The 15,288-nt window shown below is 57.2% G+C and carries 17 protein-coding genes; 8 read left to right on the top strand and 9 right to left on the bottom strand.

Features of this window, described 5'->3' with window-relative positions; genetic code table 11:
* Positions 1 to 24: 24 nt before the first annotated feature.
* Both AC1DH9_RS01130 and AC1DH9_RS01125 read left to right on the top strand, forming a co-directional pair.
* Positions 25 to 1,317, top strand: a complete 1,293-nt coding sequence (locus AC1DH9_RS01130) for a sensor histidine kinase (RefSeq protein ID WP_427540143.1) — start codon at positions 25 to 27, stop codon at positions 1,315 to 1,317.
* Positions 1,318 to 1,427: 110 nt separating this feature from the next.
* Positions 1,428 to 1,781 carry a DUF1428 domain-containing protein gene (locus tag AC1DH9_RS01125; RefSeq protein WP_429538066.1) on the top strand — a complete coding sequence of 118 codons (354 nt, stop codon included), beginning with the start codon at positions 1,428 to 1,430 and terminating at the stop codon, positions 1,779 to 1,781.
* A 70-nt stretch (positions 1,782 to 1,851) separates the two neighbouring features.
* Here the strand turns inward: AC1DH9_RS01125 and AC1DH9_RS01120 are convergent, their stop codons facing one another.
* From AC1DH9_RS01120 to AC1DH9_RS01105, 4 genes are all read right to left on the bottom strand, one after another.
* Entirely contained in the window at positions 1,852 to 2,043 is a 192-nt protein-coding gene (locus AC1DH9_RS01120) for a hypothetical protein (RefSeq protein ID WP_427540148.1), read from the bottom strand.
* Positions 2,044 to 2,152: 109 nt separating this feature from the next.
* Positions 2,153 to 2,623, bottom strand: a complete 471-nt coding sequence (gene cynS / locus AC1DH9_RS01115) for a cyanase (protein ID WP_427540150.1) — start codon at positions 2,621 to 2,623, stop codon at positions 2,153 to 2,155.
* A gap of 34 nt (positions 2,624 to 2,657) precedes the next feature.
* On the bottom strand, positions 2,658 to 3,320 hold the full coding sequence (locus AC1DH9_RS01110; protein WP_427540152.1) for a carbonic anhydrase: 663 nt from the start codon (positions 3,318 to 3,320) through the stop codon (positions 2,658 to 2,660).
* A gap of 315 nt (positions 3,321 to 3,635) precedes the next feature.
* Positions 3,636 to 4,526 (bottom strand): LysR family transcriptional regulator, encoded by an 891-nt coding sequence (locus AC1DH9_RS01105; protein ID WP_427540155.1) that lies wholly within the window; start codon positions 4,524 to 4,526, stop codon positions 3,636 to 3,638.
* A 303-nt stretch (positions 4,527 to 4,829) separates the two neighbouring features.
* Here AC1DH9_RS01105 and moaB point away from each other — a divergent pair, with 303 nt between their 5' ends.
* A complete protein-coding gene (moaB, locus tag AC1DH9_RS01100) occupies positions 4,830 to 5,369 on the top strand; it encodes a molybdenum cofactor biosynthesis protein B (RefSeq protein WP_054597440.1) in 540 nt (179 codons plus the stop codon).
* Entirely contained in the window at positions 5,366 to 6,571 is a 1,206-nt protein-coding gene (locus AC1DH9_RS01095) for a molybdopterin molybdotransferase MoeA (protein WP_427540158.1), read from the top strand. Before moaB ends, AC1DH9_RS01095 begins: the two co-directional genes overlap by 4 nt.
* A gap of 43 nt (positions 6,572 to 6,614) precedes the next feature.
* Here AC1DH9_RS01095 and moaE read toward each other — a convergent pair whose 3' ends face one another.
* Genes moaE through moaA form a run of 5 tightly spaced genes read right to left on the bottom strand, consistent with a single transcriptional unit; the run spans position 6,615 to position 9,826 of the window.
* On the bottom strand, positions 6,615 to 7,079 hold the full coding sequence (gene moaE / locus AC1DH9_RS01090; protein WP_427540161.1) for a molybdopterin synthase catalytic subunit MoaE: 465 nt from the start codon (positions 7,077 to 7,079) through the stop codon (positions 6,615 to 6,617).
* Between the two features lie 3 nt (positions 7,080 to 7,082).
* The gene (locus tag AC1DH9_RS01085) at positions 7,083 to 7,334 is read right to left on the bottom strand and encodes a MoaD/ThiS family protein (protein WP_427540164.1); all 252 of its coding nucleotides are present in this window, start codon (positions 7,332 to 7,334) and stop codon (positions 7,083 to 7,085) included.
* The gene (gene moaC / locus AC1DH9_RS01080; protein WP_477807673.1) at positions 7,331 to 7,837 is read right to left on the bottom strand and encodes a cyclic pyranopterin monophosphate synthase MoaC; all 507 of its coding nucleotides are present in this window, start codon (positions 7,835 to 7,837) and stop codon (positions 7,331 to 7,333) included. The genes AC1DH9_RS01085 and moaC overlap by 4 nt, the downstream gene beginning before the upstream one ends.
* 46 nt (positions 7,838 to 7,883) lie before the next feature.
* Complete coding sequence (locus tag AC1DH9_RS01075; protein WP_427540170.1) at positions 7,884 to 8,783, bottom strand: bestrophin family protein; 900 nt, start codon at positions 8,781 to 8,783, stop codon at positions 7,884 to 7,886.
* Between the two features lie 44 nt (positions 8,784 to 8,827).
* Positions 8,828 to 9,826, bottom strand: coding sequence for a GTP 3',8-cyclase MoaA (moaA, locus tag AC1DH9_RS01070; protein WP_477807679.1), 999 nt, complete (start codon positions 9,824 to 9,826; stop codon positions 8,828 to 8,830).
* Positions 9,827 to 10,263: 437 nt separating this feature from the next.
* Here moaA and AC1DH9_RS01065 point away from each other — a divergent pair, with 437 nt between their 5' ends.
* The 4 genes from AC1DH9_RS01065 to AC1DH9_RS01050 form a co-directional block, all read left to right on the top strand.
* The gene (locus AC1DH9_RS01065) at positions 10,264 to 12,588 is read left to right on the top strand and encodes an FdhF/YdeP family oxidoreductase (RefSeq protein WP_477807672.1); all 2,325 of its coding nucleotides are present in this window, start codon (positions 10,264 to 10,266) and stop codon (positions 12,586 to 12,588) included.
* Between the two features lie 131 nt (positions 12,589 to 12,719).
* Positions 12,720 to 14,141, top strand: coding sequence for a cytochrome ubiquinol oxidase subunit I (locus AC1DH9_RS01060; RefSeq protein ID WP_427540176.1), 1,422 nt, complete (start codon positions 12,720 to 12,722; stop codon positions 14,139 to 14,141).
* A 15-nt stretch (positions 14,142 to 14,156) separates the two neighbouring features.
* A complete protein-coding gene (gene cydB, locus AC1DH9_RS01055; protein ID WP_427540179.1) occupies positions 14,157 to 15,173 on the top strand; it encodes a cytochrome d ubiquinol oxidase subunit II in 1,017 nt (338 codons plus the stop codon).
* On the top strand, positions 15,160 to 15,288 hold a 129-nt coding region (locus tag AC1DH9_RS01050), incomplete at its 3' end, for a DUF2474 domain-containing protein (RefSeq protein WP_477807678.1). The genes cydB and AC1DH9_RS01050, both read left to right, overlap by 14 nt.

Genomic DNA, 15,288 nt, shown 5'->3' with positions numbered 1-15,288 from the left:
TCGGCATTCAAACACTGGAAAGACATGGATTCCAAACAAAGCCTGACCAAGAGGATTGTGATTGTTTTCGCACTGATGACTGCGTTTGTCGCAGGGGTCTTTGCGGTTGGCATTGTCGCGACCGTGCATATCGTTGAAAGAAAGCTCACCACCACCAGCCTGAGCGGTGGGCTGCAACGCCTGCTGCTGATGGACAACACCGATGACTGGACCCATCGACCGGAAAAAGACGAGCTGTTTTTCTTTGAGGGCGGACTAGGTGAAATGACCCCGGACGAACAGCTCAAGGCGCTGCAGCCGGGGTTTCAGGAAATCGTCTTTGGCGGTGAGGACTACTACGCCATGGTGAAGGTGGTCGAAGGGCGCCAATACGTCTTGCTGAAAGATCAGCGAAGCCATGAACAACGCGAACGCGTGCTGTACGCGGTGGTGATAGTCGGGTTCGTGTTGAGCATCCTGTTGGCGATTCTGTTGGGGTGGCTGCTGGCGCGACGCGTCATGGCCCCGGTGATCCGTTTGGCGCGTCAGGTGCGTCACCGCGATCAGCTACTGGAGCTCGCGCCACCGCTGGCGCCCGAGTACGCCGTCGACGAGGTCGGCGAGCTGGCGGTGTCCTTTGATCAAACCCTGGGCCGACTGCGTGAGGCACTGGGCCGGGAAAAACTCTTCACCAGTGATGTCAGCCACGAATTGCGAACCCCATTGATGGTGCTCGCCAGTTCATGTGAGCTGTTGTTGAGCAATCGTGCCCTGGATCAGCGCTCGATGGCCCAGGTCAGCCGTATTGCCAGGGCCAGCGATGAAATGCGACAGCTGGTCGACACGTTCCTGATGCTGGCGCGTGACCGGGACAACGACGCCGGTAACGGTGGCAACGCCTCCTTGAAAGAGGTCGCCGATGCGTTGGCGGAGATCTGGGGCAGGCTGATCCGGGAAAAAGGCCTGGAGTTCATCTACCTCGACGAGCAGACCTCAAACACCTACTACAACCTGACATTCCTGCAATCGGTGATGGGCAACCTGCTGCGCAACGCCTGGCACTATACTGATCATGGCTTCATTCGCCTGACCCTGCGAGATCATGGCTTCAGCGTGGAAGACAGCGGTATCGGCATTCCGGAAGAAAAACGCCATGCGATGTTCCAGCCCTTTGTCAGGGGCGACGAACATCGGGGCGAAGGGCTGGGATTGGGGCTGTCGCTGGTTCAGCGGATCTGCGCCAACCAGAACTGGCGAGTGGAACTCACCACCCGCGAACCCCACGGCTGCCATTTCGCCGTGGACCTGGCAGAGCGTCAGAAGCAACTCCTGCTCTAGCAGGCGCGGAAATGCCCGTTGGTCGGTTCGCCTGAAAGGTCGGTCGATTTGCGCTCTAGCAGATCGACTAACCGGTAAATCGATGACGCATTTCAAAGAGGAGAGTGATCATGTCCTATGTCGATGGCTTTGTTGCCGCCGTACCCACCGCCAACCGCGATAAATTCAAGCAACACGCCGAGTTCATGGCCGGCATTTTCAAGGAAAACGGCGCGCTGAGCGTGACCGAATGCTGGGGCGATGATGTGCCCCAAGGCAAACTGACCTCGTTCCCGATGGCGGTGAAACTCAAGGAAGACGAGACTGTGGTGTTTTCGTGGATCATCTGGCCGGACCGTCAAACGCGTGACACCGGCATGCAGAAGTTCATGGAAGATCCCAGGCTTAAATCGCTGGATAATTCAATGCCTTTCGATGGTCAACGGATGATCTTCGGCGGTTTCGAGATGATCGTAAACGTGTGAAGTATGTCGCATCATCCGGATGTCAGACGGGCCTGAAAAGGATGCAGGCTCGCCCCGGATGGCGCCCCGGTTATTCCGGAAGAGTGATTCGGCAACTCTTGCGATTACGGATTTCGTTATCCGTTGGCCGCTCTTTCACGAACTCGAAACGCGGCTCGCCCTCGTTGTAGGTGACCAGCCAACCCCACTCCAGCTCTGACTCATCTTGCCCGGGCTTCGGCGGCGTAGCCCACCAGGGTTCCTTGCTGACAATCTGGCGCATACCCCCTCCACGTGGTTTGGGTTCTTTCAACTATAACGTGGATGACTGAAGGCGCCAGAAATGCGTTTGGAGTAGGCCGGCAGACTGATGCCGGCCCACGTTCGTCAGCTTAAAACGGTTTGTAAGGCAGGAATTTTCCGTCCAGGGTGATCACCGCACGGGAACCACCTTCGGGATCTTCGACCTTCTTGATGTCCATCTTGAAGTTGATGGCGCTGATAATGCCGTCACCGAACTGCTCGTGAACAATCGACTTCAGGGCGGTGCCGTAGACCTGGATCATCTCGTAGAAACGGTAGATGGTCGGATCGGTCGGTACGCCGCTTGCGAGAGAGCCGCGAAGCGGGATGGTTTGCAACTGGGCGACGGCGTCGTTGTCCAGGTCCAGGTGCTGGACAACCACTTTGGCAGCCGCTTCCGGCAGTGGGTGTTGGCCGAGCAGGGCAGCCGTGACGTAGAGCAGGCTCAGGCCAGTGCCTTCAGTCAGGTTTTCCCAGGACAGGTCCTTGCGGGCCTTGGCTTCGAGGATTTTGCCGGTCAGGGCCAGCGTTGGGTCTTGATAAGCATGGGACTGTTGCATGGTGCTTCTCCTGCGGATTGATGGGGTGTGTGGTTCAAGCGACGTTGGCGACAGCCCGGGCGGGCATGGCGCAGGTGTCCGGGAAATCGGCTATCGAGACGAACTGCCGGGAGACACCGTCGAGCGCGTCGATGCCGCCACTTTCGATGTCGTAGACCCAGCCGTGCAGATTCAACGCACCTTGCTCCTGGGCCAGGCGAACGCTGGGATGAGTCTGCAGATTGGCCAGTTGAGCAATGACGTTCTCTTTGACCAGTGAGGTCAGGCGCGCTTCGTCAGTGCTGTGAGAACGGCCGGCGTTGATCACCTTGGCGCCTTCGGAGTAGCGCAACCAATTGGCGACGGCGGGCAAGTGGTCCAGGCATTTGCACTGGGCAATGGCGGTCATCGCACCGCAATCGGAGTGCCCGCAGATCACCACATCGGTGACACCCAGTACGGCAACGGCATACTCGACCGTGGCGGAGACACCGCCAGGCTCGGGGCCGTAGGACGGCACGATGTTGCCGGCATTGCGAATCACGAACAGTTCGCCGGGTTCTTGCTGAGTCAGCAACTCCGGCACGACACGACTGTCGGAGCAGGCAATGAACAGTGTTTTAGGCGACTGGGTAGAGGCCAGGTGCTTGAACAGGCTGGAGCGCTGTGGAAACGCTTCACGCTGAAACTTGAGGAAGCCATCGATCAACTCTTTCATGGTGAAGTACCTTGCCGTTGTGGTTGGCTGAAAGAATGAACGCGCACAGCTATAGCGTCCAAGATCGATGACTTATAGTTTTTATAGGCTAATCCTATAGTTGGAAGGGTTTGCTTATTTTAATAGCGGCGAAGGGCAGCGCTCGAACCAGCGGCTCGCCTGTTCGTAGGCATGGGCAAGCCAACGACCACGCATTGTCGGTGGTTGAAAGCGGGCAAGACATCGCGTTGGCGAATGAAGTGCTGGTGCTTGACTGCCCACTGCACGGTCAATGCAGTGGACGCCGACAAGCTGACCCGCATGCCGAATCTTCGATCAGCTCTTTGCGGCAAACAGCTTCAGAGCTTCAGCAAAACATTTCTCGGCGATGGCCGAGCGAGGTTCGGTTTTACGCATCACCAGACCCAGGGGCGCGAGAACACTTGCATCTGGAAGGTTGATAAAGGCCAGGTTCTCAATAGGATTTTCCAGGCCACTGCTCAGTGGCATGATCGAGCAGCAAAAACCGTCATGAATCGCCTGGAACAACTGATAAGTCGAATCGGTTTCGAGTATTGGCTGTGGGTCCAGCCCGCGGCTGCGAAAACTCAGGTCAATGGATTTTCGATAGTGCATGCCGTTGCTGATCATCCCCAATGGCAGCTCGGCAGCGTCTTCCCAGCTCATTTCCGTTCCTTCGAAATGGAAGTGGCGCGTGTCGTACAGCAAGCCGACGCGGGTCTCTCCAATTTCGAAAAAATCCAGATAGTTGGGATTCACGTGATCGAGGTAACAGATGCCCAGATCCAGTTGGTTGTTACCGATCCCTTCGATGATTTGGTCCGAACTCATCGATGACAGACTGAACTTGAGTTCCGGGAACGTATGGGAAAGCTCCTGAACGTAGCTGATGGGATTAAAGCCGCTGAGAGGCACCAGGCCCAGGCGCAAATTGCCGACTAACTGACCGCGACACGCAGCGGCCTCGGCGAACAGCCCGTCATGCGCAGCGAGCAGTGTTCGCGCCCAGGCCAGCACGCGTTCACCGGCCTGGGTGAAACCTTCAAAGCGCTGGCCTCGAGTGACCAGTTCCAGGCCCAGTTCATCCTCAAGATTGCGCAAGCGCATGGACAGSGTSGGCTGAGTRATGTGGCAGCGCGCAGCGGCCTGSCCGAAATGTCGAGTCTGTTCCAGGGCGATCAGGAATTTGAGTTGCTTGATGTCCACAATGGCACCTGCCGAGGGATGAAATTGATGTCAGTAAAGCAGGTAAGTGTCCTGATTAAAAACACGAAGAGTTGGGTCAGCAAACGATCTCACTGTCCTGCTTGTCAGTCCAATCACATGTATTGACCGGCCGATCGATTGGCTCTATCGCGTTCGAATTTAATTAAAATAAAGTATGACTGCGGATAAAAAGCCTTCGATAGAGGTGCTCGATAAACCGGTAGGCCAGAACGATTAGACACTGACTGTTTTAGCGAATTAGCCTCTGGCAATTGTTTTCAATATGGCCTGCCGGAGAATGACATGAGCGTTAAGTCGGATGCGTTATTTGTACCGTTGAATATGGCTGTGCTGACCGTCAGTGATACCCGTGAATATGCCAACGATACCTCTGGGCAATTGCTGGTCAGTCGATTGCTGGAGGCGGGGCACACCCTGAGTGAGCGTAACTTGCTCAAGGATGATCTGTATAAAATCCGCGCGCAGGTAGCCACCTGGATTGCCGATGAACATATTCAGGTCGTGCTGATTACCGGGGGGACCGGGTTTACCGGTCGCGACAGCACACCTGAGGCGGTGGCCTGCTTGCTGGATAAACAGATTGATGGCTTTGGTGAACTGTTTCGGGCGATTTCCATCCTCGATATCGGCACCTCCACGGTTCAGAGCCGGGCCTTGGCCGGGCTGGCCAACGGCACGCTGGTGTGCTGCCTGCCAGGTTCGACCGGCGCCTGTCGAACTGCGTGGGAAGGCATTCTTGCCGAGCAGCTGGATGCACGTCACAGACCGTGCAATTTCGTGCCGCACCTCAAGCCTGTGCAAGCCTGCGGGACGCGGGGATGAGCCAGTCTCAACTGATGCCTGTGGAGGAGGCCATCGACAGGTTGCTGGCGATGGCCGAAGCGCAACGCCTTCATGAAAGCGAGCCGGTACCGCTGAGTGAGGCACGGCAACGGGTGCTGGCCAGTGACCTGGTGGCAACCCTCGATCTTCCGCCTTGGCCGAACAGTGCCATGGATGGTTATGCCTTGAATGTGGACGACTGGAGCGGGCAGCCGTTAGCCGTGTCACAACGAATTCTTGCCGGTCAGGCCCCCGAAGCGTTGTTACCGGGAACCTGTGCCCGAATCTTTACCGGGGCGCCGGTACCCGAGGGTGCCAACAGTGTCGAGATGCAGGAGAACGTCGAGCTTTTGGAGAATGGCCGGGTACGTTTCAAACAGTCACTGGCGGCAGGCCAGAATATTCGACCGCAGGGCCAGGAGAACCGTGTCGGGCAGGTTTTGCTCCGTGCGGGCAAACGACTGGGGCCTTTCGAGTTGGCTATCGCCGCGGCACAGGGATGTACACATGTGGATGTCGTACGGCGCCCACGGGTTGCGCTGCTCTCCACAGGCGATGAGCTGGCCGAACCGGGCATGCCTTTGAAGCCTGGCTGTATCTACAACAGCAATCGCACCTTGTTAAGCCACTGGTTAAGTGCACTGGGTTGTGAGGTCATCGATGCCGGCATTCTCCCTGACCAGTCACAGCAGACGCGGCTCAAACTCGAACAGTTGCAGCACGCTGCAGACGTGATCCTCACCACCGGCGGTGTCTCCGCAGGTGACGCCGATTGTCTCGGGCAGGTGCTGCGTGAATGCGGTAAACCACTGTTCTGGAAGTTGTCGATCAAGCCGGGGAAACCACTGACAGTAGGACACTTTGGCACGGTGCCGGTCATTGGCCTGCCAGGAAACCCGACGTCGGCGCTGGTGACGTTTGGACTGTTGGCCCGCGCCTATCTGTTGCGTATCCAGGGCGTCGAAGACGTCACGCCCTTGAGCTTCCCGATGAGCGTCGGTTTTGATTGGCCCAAAGCCGGAAGCCGCAGGGAATACCTCAGAGCCAGGCTGGAGGCGGGGTGCGCCGTGCTCTATCCGAACCAGAGTTCCGGCGTGTTGCTGGGCGCATCCTGGGCTGATGGACTGGTCGAGATTCCAGAGGGTTGCACGCTACAGGCCGGTGACACGGCGCGGTTTATTCCGTTCTGCGACTTGTTCTAAGCGATCTATCCACCCCCTCAATTATTTGAGGGGGCTCCTACCGCTAGCGCCCATCGCCACCTTCCCAGCGACGTGCTGCCAGCTGATCACTCTCTCTGCCGCATACCCAACGGTCACCGGAGCCGGTTTCTTCACGCTTCCAGAAGGGTGCTCGTGTTTTCAGGTAGTCCATTAAAAAAGCGCAGGCATCAAAGGCCGCCTGTCGATGCTCGCTGGCAACGCCGACAAACACGATGGGGTCACCGACGTTCAAAAGACCCACGCGGTGAACGATGTTCACTCGTTGAAGAGGCCACCGTTCATTGGCCTGGTCGACGATGCGTTGCAATGATCGCTCGGTCATTCCTGGATAATGCTCGAGAAACAGGCTGCTGACCTTTTCCCCCTGATTGATATCCCGGACATAGCCGACGAAGGTGGCCACGGCTCCAACGCCAGGGTCTTCGGCGTGCAAATGGCTGTTCAGTTCATTCAGGTTGAATATCTCGGTCTGGACCTGAACCGTCATCGCTCAACCTCCCGTCACTTGGGGGAAGAAGGCAATCTCATCGAAGTCTTCGATGGCGGCGTCGAGCGTACATAACTCCTGGTTCAGCGCGCACATGAGGCTGGTTTCCCCGAGGACGTGCTCCCACACCTCGCCTCTGGCGATCAGCAGTTTTCTGACATCGTCAATGCTCTGCAATGACGCGGTCAGCGCGATTTTTTCTCCGCCAATGCCGAGTTGTTCTCGGTAACGCGCAAAGTAGTTGATCAGAATCATTGAGCGTCACTCGCTTCAAAGTTACCGGATTTTCCGCCGTGTTTTCTGAGCAGCTGGATGCTCTCGATGATCATCCCTCGGTCGACGGCTTTGCACATGTCGTAGATCGTCAGTGCTGCCACACTCGCCGCCGTGAGGGCTTCCAGCTCGACGCCTGTTCTGCCGTTAAGTCGGCAGGTGCTCACAATTCTGACGCGGTCGGGCTCAACGGCCTGCAGTTCGATGTGAATGGCGCTGAGCATAAGTGGGTGACACAGCGGAATGAGTTCATGGGTTTTCTTCGCCGCCATGATCCCGGCGATTCGAGCGACCGCAAACACGYCACCTTTGGGGTGYCCGTTTTGCTGGATAAGTTTCAACGTAGCGGGTTGCATCCGTATCCAGGCCTGCGCTTGAGCTTCACGGTTTGTCGGGTCTTTTTCGCTGACATCGACCATGTTGGCCCGGCCCTCGGCATCCAGATGAGTCAGCGTCGCGGAAACGGGATGATTGAATTCGTTCATGTTTATCCTTCACCCCAGCGGGTGCCTGATGGGTAGTGAGGGCGAATCAGTCCAGCACGAAGTCCACGGGCTGTAGCATCGGAGGGAGTTCTGTCGCACCCAGGGCGTCAAGCACTTCACGTTCGATGGTACGCACGATGGCATTGGTTGGAAGGTCGTTTTCATCTCGACCAAAGGGGTCTTCCAATTCGTCGCCAATGGCATCCAGCCCAAAAAACGTATAACTCACAATCGCGGTGAACACGGGCGTTAGCCAACCCAGTGGCTCGGCCATCGCGAAGGGCAGCAAGATGCAAAATATGTAAATGGTCCTGTGCAACAGGAGTGTGTAAGGGAACGGGAGTGGCGTGCTCTTGATTCGCTCACAGGTCGTTTGCGTGGTGGTCAGATTGGTCAGGTGATTGGCCATCAGCGTGTAACGCCATTCGTTGATCTCACCGGATTCGGCGAGCGTCGAGCACTGTTGGCCGACTTGGCGCAGGATCCGTTCAGGGATGTTCGGGGTGTTGGCTGAGGGCAACTTGCTGAGCCATGTACTTGCGGCGCTGAGTTCGTCTTCTTTGCGAAGCTTGGCGTTAAGCGCGTGGGCAAACCCGCAGAGGTCGAGCAATACCTTGCTGCGTTGCTGTTTGTCCTTGATGACCTGGGTTTCCCGGATCATCGAGCGTACATCCATCACCATCGCACCGAGCGCTTTGCGCGCTTCATACCAGCGGTCGTAGCAGGCGTTGTTGCGAAAATTCATGAAGATTGAAAGTGATAGCCCCAACAGTGTGAAGGGGGTGGCATTGACCTTCGAGAAGTACGCGGGATGGAGTGTTTCGACCAGGACAATAGCAGAGGCCAGGAGTGTCACCAGAAGGCTGCGCAGGGCGATACGCTTGGCAATCGAGCCTTTGAGTGAAATCAGGACATTGATCAGGTTAGGTTTGGCTCTAACGATCATGGGAGACAGCCTTCTAGAGAGTAATGATCTGAAAACGGGGCAGGCTATCCGCCGGTCATGTTCATGAAACGAACAACTTGCACCTCATCATTGAGTTCGAAGTTGTGTCTGTACGGCTTGATTTTCATCGCCTCGATGATTGCGTTCTCCAGGCGCYCCGGCTCTCCTGGATAGCGGCGAAGCACTTCCTTCAGGTCCACGGAATGCTCATTGCCCAGACACAACAGGAGTCGGCCTTCGACGGTCAGCCGAACACGATTGCAGGTAGCGCAAAAGTTGTGACTGTGGGGCGAGATGAACCCCAGGCGAATATGCGGCGCTTCTGCCAGGCGCCAATAGCGCGAAGGGCCCTGGGTCGATTCCGCGGACTCGATAAGGGTGTAGCGTTCGGCAATCCGCTTGCGCACCTGCGCGCTTGAAAAGAACGCGCCGGCGCGGCTGTGCTCGCTGATCACACCCAGTGGCATCTCTTCAATGAAGGAAATGTCCAGTCCACGATCGATCGCAAAGCCTACGAGATCGTTTATCTCGTGATCATTGCGGCCTTTCATGACGACGCAGTTGAGTTTGGTGTGTTGAAAACCTGCCGCATTCGCTGCGTCAATTCCGCCGATGACGGTAGCCAGATCACCCGTGCGGGTCAGTTCGCGAAAGCGCTTGGCGTCCAGGCTGTCGAGGCTGATATTAAGGCGCTTGAGCCCCGCATCGAATAACGGTGCCGCGAGCTTGCCCAGCTGTGAACCGTTTGTGGTCATGCACAGTTCACGCAGCCCCGGCAGCGCGGCAATCCGTTTACAGAGATCTACAACGCCGGGGCGAATCAACGGTTCACCACCGGTCAGGCGGATTTTCCGGGTGCCCAGCGCCACAAAGCTTTCAGCTAATTGATAGATCTCTTCCAGCGTCAATACGCGCTGTCGCGGCAAAAACTCCATGTCCTCGGCCATGCAATAGACACAGCGGAAATCGCACCGGTCGGTCACAGACATTCTGAGATAGTCGACCCGCCGGGAAAAACCATCCATCAACATTCGATCTGACATCTCAACCCCCATCAGCGGTCCAGGTCTATCGGCCATGGCGCTGGTTTTGGAAAGCCACTGCTATAGAGGGCCTTGTTGAGCCAAGACTAAGGTCGTTTAAAGTCGTCGTCTAATCACTATTAACAACTGATTGATCAATGGGATCTATCGAGAGAAAAGTGGCTCAGATTCATGTTGTCTTAAATATGTAATTTGTTGATTTCCAGTGATTATTTCCTTGATAGATCGTTTCGATGATCTGGTCATTATTTGCAATTAGACAGGTGTGTATTGCGCGGAATAGTCTGGGTTCGTACTCCTGAATTGGGCCCTTTAAGCGATTAACTGCGAATAACCTGACGCTAAATAAATCCGCATTTTTATAGGCGCACAACAACAGCAATTAACAACGACTTGACATCAGGTTGACGCCTGCGTGCACGTCTTGGAGAAGTATCATGAGCGAAGTTGAACGTTATAAACCGTATAAGGGGGCGGCCGCTGGCTGGGGCGCGCTGATTGCTGTGACCAAAAACTGGCTGGGCAGCGAAAACGCGTTCAAGAACATTCGAGCCATGCTCAAGACCAACCAGAACGGCGGCTTCGATTGCCCGGGCTGTGCCTGGGGCGAGTCGCCGGAAAATGGCATGGTCAAGTTCTGCGAGAACGGTGCCAAGGCGGTCAACTGGGAAGCCACCGGCCGCCTGGTCAACCCGGCGTTTTTCAACAAATACACGGTGTCGTCGCTGGCGGCGCAAAGTGACTATTGGCTTGAATACCAAGGGCGCCTGACTCATCCCATGCGCTATGACGCCTCTGCTGATCGTTATGTCGAAACCAGCTGGGACGATGCGTTTGCCTTGATCGCCAAACATCTGAAAGGGCTGACGTCGCCGGATCAGGCCGAGTTCTACACCTCCGGTCGGGCCAGCAACGAAGCGGCTTACCTCTATCAGCTATTCGTTCGCGCCTATGGCACCAACAACTTCCCTGACTGTTCGAACATGTGCCACGAGGCGAGCGGCCTGGGCATGGATGACAGCGTCGGCGTGGGCAAAGGCACGGTCACGTTCGATGACCTGGAGGAAGCCGACGCGATTTTCGTCATCGGCCAGAACCCGGGCACCAATCACYCGCGGATGCTTGAGCCTCTGCGCGAAGCGGTGAAGCGGGGCGCGCAGGTGATCTGTTTYAACCCCCTGAAAGAGCGTGGCCTGGAACGCTTCCAGCATCCGCAGCATCCACTGGAAATGCTCACCAACGGCTCCGAACCGACCTCGTCTGCGTACTTTCGTCCGGCATTGGGTGGCGACATGGCGGCGATGCGCGGCATCGCCAAGTTTCTGTTGCAGTGGGAACGTGAAGCGCTGGCGAACAACGGCGAGGCAGTGTTCGACCGCGCGTTCATCGCCGAGCACACTTCGGGCCTGGAAACCTACCTGGCCGAAGTTGACGCCACGACCTGGGAACACATCGTCGAGCAGTCCGGCCTGTCGCTGGYGGACATCGAACTGGCGGCCCGCATGTACCGCAGAGCCAAGCGGGTCATCATGTGTTGGGCGATGGGGGTGACCCAGCACACTCACTCGGTGGTGACCGTGCAGGAGATCATCAACGTGCAGTTGTTGCGTGGCAACATCGGTCGCCCAGGTGCAGGGCTGTCGCCGGTGCGCGGGCACAGTAACGTGCAGGGCGACCGGACCATGGGCATCAACGAACTGGCACCGCCCGAGTTTATCGATGCGCTGGAAGCACGCTTCGCCTTCAAGGCTCCGCGCCGACACGGGCATAACACGGTGATGGCGATTGCGGCGATGGAAGAGGGGCGCTCGAAAGTCTTCATCGGCCTGGGCGGCAACTTCGCCCAGGCGACCCCCGACAGCCCGCGCACGCATGACGCACTGCGCAACTGCGACCTCACGGTGCACATCGCCACAAAGCTCAATCGCAGCCATCTGGTCACTGGCCGTGAGGCCTTGATCTTGCCGTGCCTCGGACGCACCGATATCGACATTCAAGAGGAAGGTCCGCAAGGCGTGACGGTAGAAGACACCTTCAGCATGGTGCACATTTCCCACGGCCAGCTGAAACCCAAATCACCGCTGATGCGTTCGGAGCCGGCGATCATTGCCGGGATTGCCAACGCAACCCTGGGTAAGCACCCGATTGACTGGCTCTGGGCGGTCGCCGATTACAGTCGCATCCGTGACCTGATTGCCGACACCATTCCCGGCTTCGAGGATTTCAATAAAAAACTGCTGCACCCCGGTGGCTTTCACCTGGGTAACGATGCCGCCAAACGCATCTGGAATACCTCGACTGGCAAAGCGCAGTTTGCCCCCAGCGAATTGCCGGAACACCTGGTCAGCGAAGGCGTGCGCAACCTGGACGTGAAGCCGGACCTGATCCTGCAAACCATGCGTTCCCACGATCAGTACAACACCACCTTGTACGGACTGGATGATCGTTATCGCGGCGTCTACGGCATGCGCGATGTGGTGTTCGTGAATGAGCAGGACATTCGCAAGCTGGGTTACGAACCGGGGCAAAAGGTCGACATGATCTCGCTGTGGGGCGATGGTCGTGAGCGTCGAGTGAGCGGTTTTACCTTGATCGCCTACGACATTCCGCCCGGTCAGGCCGCCGCCTATTACCCGGAAACCAACCCGCTGGTGCCGCTGGAAAGCTACGGCGACCGGACGTTCACGCCGACCTCGAAGTTCATCGCGATTCGCCTTGAACAGGCACAGGCCAGCAACCTGATCCAGTCCTTCGGCGCTTGAGTCTGGCCGGGGTGGCGTGATTACCACCCCGGCCTCACCAGATCATTGGAAATCTGTTCGCAGCGAGCCATGAGGCTCATTGCGGCCGGGCTCTGTGTGCACGCGCATCGGGCCACTATGAGGGTATCGTCATGTTAAATCCGGGAGCGCTCGACCTGGCGCGAATTCAATTCGCGTTTACGGTCTCGTTTCACATCATATTTCCGGCCATCACCATCGGGCTTGCCAGTTTCCTGGCGGTCCTCGAAGGGCTCTGGCTGAAAAGCAACAACTCGGTTTACAAGGACCTGTATCACTTCTGGTCGAAAATCTTTGCCGTCAACTTCGGTATGGGGGTGGTCTCCGGGCTGGTCATGGCCTACGAGTTCGGCACCAACTGGAGCCGATTCTCTGACTTCGCCGGGAGTATTACCGGGCCATTGCTGACGTATGAGGTGTTGACGGCGTTTTTCCTCGAGGCCGGCTTCCTTGGGGTGATGTTGTTCGGCTGGAACCGGGTAGGGCGAGGGCTGCACTTCTTTGCCACGGTGATGGTCGCCATCGGCACGTTGATCTCGACCTTCTGGATTCTGGCCTCCAACAGCTGGATGCAGACGCCACAGGGTTTCTCGATCGTGGATGGGCGGATCATGCCGATGGACTGGCTGGCCATCGTCTTCAATCCGTCGTTCCCTTTCCGACTGGCGCATATGGCCATCGCTGCGTTCGTGGCCACGGCGTTCTTTGTCGGCTCTTCCGCGGCCTGGCATTTGCTGCGTAAAAATGACACGCCGCAGGTGCGCAAAATGCTGTCGATGGCGTTGTGGATGGCGTTGATCGTGGCGCCGATCCAGGCGGTGGTCGGTGATGCCCATGGTCTGAATACCCTGGAACATCAACCGGCGAAAATTGCCGCCATGGAAGGGCACTGGGAAAACATCGGTAACGAGCCGACGCCGCTAGTGCTGTTCGGTATCCCGGACATGGCGGCCGAGAAGACCCGTTATGCGCTGGAAATCCCTTACCTGGGCAGTCTGATCCTGACCCACAGCCTGGATAAACAGATCCCCGCGCTCAAGAGTTTCCCAAAAGAGGACCGTCCTAACGCGACCATCATTTTCTTCAGCTTTCGGATTATGGCCGGGCTTGGAATGTTGATGATCCTCACCGGTTTGCTGGGTCTTGTTTTACGTCGTAATGAAGCGCTGTACCGCAACCGCCTGTTCCTGCGCCTGGTGTTGTTCATGGGGCCGACCGGTCTTATCGCGATGTTGGCGGGCTGGATCACTACCGAAGTAGGCCGGCAGCCGTGGATCGTCTACGGGCTTCTGCGAACCGCCGATGCGGCTTCAAACCACACGGTCACGCAGCTCAGCGTTTCGCTGGCGCTATTTGTGTTGATCTACTTCTCGGTTTTCGCAGTGGGCATCGGCTACATGATGAAGCTGGTACGCAAAGGCCCGCAGCCACATCACGAGCATCCGCCTCAAGGCGGTCCTGGCCAGGAGCGTACGCCACGCCGCCCCCTGTCCGCCATCTCCGAGACGTTCGCGTCCGGCGATCACGTCAACTGAGCAAGGGGATAGATCATGGGTATTCAAGGTATAGATCTGTCGTTGATCTGGGGCGTCATCATTGCCTTCGGGGTGATGATGTACGTGATCATGGACGGCTTCGATCTGGGGTTGGGCATCCTGTTCCCGCTGATCCCGGACAGGCAGGAACGCGATGTGATGATGAACACCGTCGCGCCGGTCTGGGACGGTAACGAAACCTGGCTGATACTCGGTGGGGCGGCACTTTACGGTGCGTTTCCGTTGGCTTACTCGGTGATACTGGAGGCGTTGTATCTGCCGCTGATTTTCATGCTGGCCGGGTTGATATTTCGTGGCGTGGCGTTTGAATTCCGCTTCAAGGCCAGTCCTGAAAAACGTCACATCTGGGACATGGCCTTTATCGGCGGCTCGCTCCTGGCAACGTTTTGCCAAGGCATCGTGATTGGCGCCTATATCGCTGGAATTCCGGTGGTCAATCGGCAGTTTGCAGGCGGCACCCTGGACTGGCTGTCACCGTTTCCACTGTTCTGCGGTTTCGGGTTGATCGTCGCCTACGCGCTGCTGGGCAGTACCTGGTTGCTGGTCAAGACCGAAGGCATGCTTGAATCACGCATGCGTCACTACACTCGACCGCTGGCGTTCACCCTCACGACGGTCGTGGCGGTGCTCTGTGTCTGGACACCGATGCTGCATCCGGAGATTGCGACTCGCTGGTTCACGCATGCGCATACCGTGGTCTTTGGTGGGTTGTTGATCCTCGGGGTGCTGGCGCTTTTGGGGTTGCTCAGGTCGTTACGCCACTATCACTCGCACTGGCCATTTGTGTTCACGTTGGCGCTGGTTTTCCTGGGGTATATCGGTCTGGCCTTCAGCATCTGGCCGAATATCGTACCGCCCTCCATCAGCTTGTGGGAGGCCGCATCGCCGCCTTCAAGCCAGCTGTTCATCTTGATCGGCACGTTGTTCATTCTGCCCATCATCCTGATGTACACCTGCTGGAGCTACTACGTGTTTCGCGGGAAAGTGAGGATCGGCGATGGCTACCATTGACAGTGGTAACGCTCGGACCAGTGAAGAGTCGGTCACGCAAAACCCATCCTCCCCTTGGTATCGACGGGTTCTTTGGTTGATCGCTATCTGGTTCGGCAGTGTGATTGCACTGGGG

Source organism: Pseudomonas sp. 05T35 (assembly GCF_056396605.1).
Note: the sequence above shows the minus strand (reverse complement) of the source record. Positions and strands in the feature narration are given on the sequence as shown.

Excerpts from the sequence above, each read along its gene's own strand:
- AC1DH9_RS01130 (WP_427540143.1), top strand. The coding sequence starts at position 25 with ATGGATTCCAAACAAAGCCTGACCAAGAGGATTGTGATTGTTTTCGCA.
- AC1DH9_RS01125 (WP_429538066.1), top strand. The coding sequence starts at position 1,428 with ATGTCCTATGTCGATGGCTTTGTTGCCGCCGTACCCACCGCCAACCGC.
- AC1DH9_RS01120 (WP_427540148.1), bottom strand. The coding sequence starts at position 2,043 with ATGCGCCAGATTGTCAGCAAGGAACCCTGGTGGGCTACGCCGCCGAAG.
- cynS (WP_427540150.1), bottom strand. The coding sequence starts at position 2,623 with ATGCAACAGTCCCATGCTTATCAAGACCCAACGCTGGCCCTGACCGGC.
- AC1DH9_RS01110 (WP_427540152.1), bottom strand. The coding sequence starts at position 3,320 with ATGAAAGAGTTGATCGATGGCTTCCTCAAGTTTCAGCGTGAAGCGTTT.
- moaB (WP_054597440.1), top strand. The coding sequence starts at position 4,830 with ATGAGCGTTAAGTCGGATGCGTTATTTGTACCGTTGAATATGGCTGTG.
- AC1DH9_RS01095 (WP_427540158.1), top strand. The coding sequence starts at position 5,366 with ATGAGCCAGTCTCAACTGATGCCTGTGGAGGAGGCCATCGACAGGTTG.
- moaE (WP_427540161.1), bottom strand. The coding sequence starts at position 7,079 with ATGACGGTTCAGGTCCAGACCGAGATATTCAACCTGAATGAACTGAAC.
- AC1DH9_RS01085 (WP_427540164.1), bottom strand. The coding sequence starts at position 7,334 with ATGATTCTGATCAACTACTTTGCGCGTTACCGAGAACAACTCGGCATT.
- AC1DH9_RS01075 (WP_427540170.1), bottom strand. The coding sequence starts at position 8,783 with ATGATCGTTAGAGCCAAACCTAACCTGATCAATGTCCTGATTTCACTC.
- AC1DH9_RS01060 (WP_427540176.1), top strand. The coding sequence starts at position 12,720 with ATGTTAAATCCGGGAGCGCTCGACCTGGCGCGAATTCAATTCGCGTTT.
- cydB (WP_427540179.1), top strand. The coding sequence starts at position 14,157 with ATGGGTATTCAAGGTATAGATCTGTCGTTGATCTGGGGCGTCATCATT.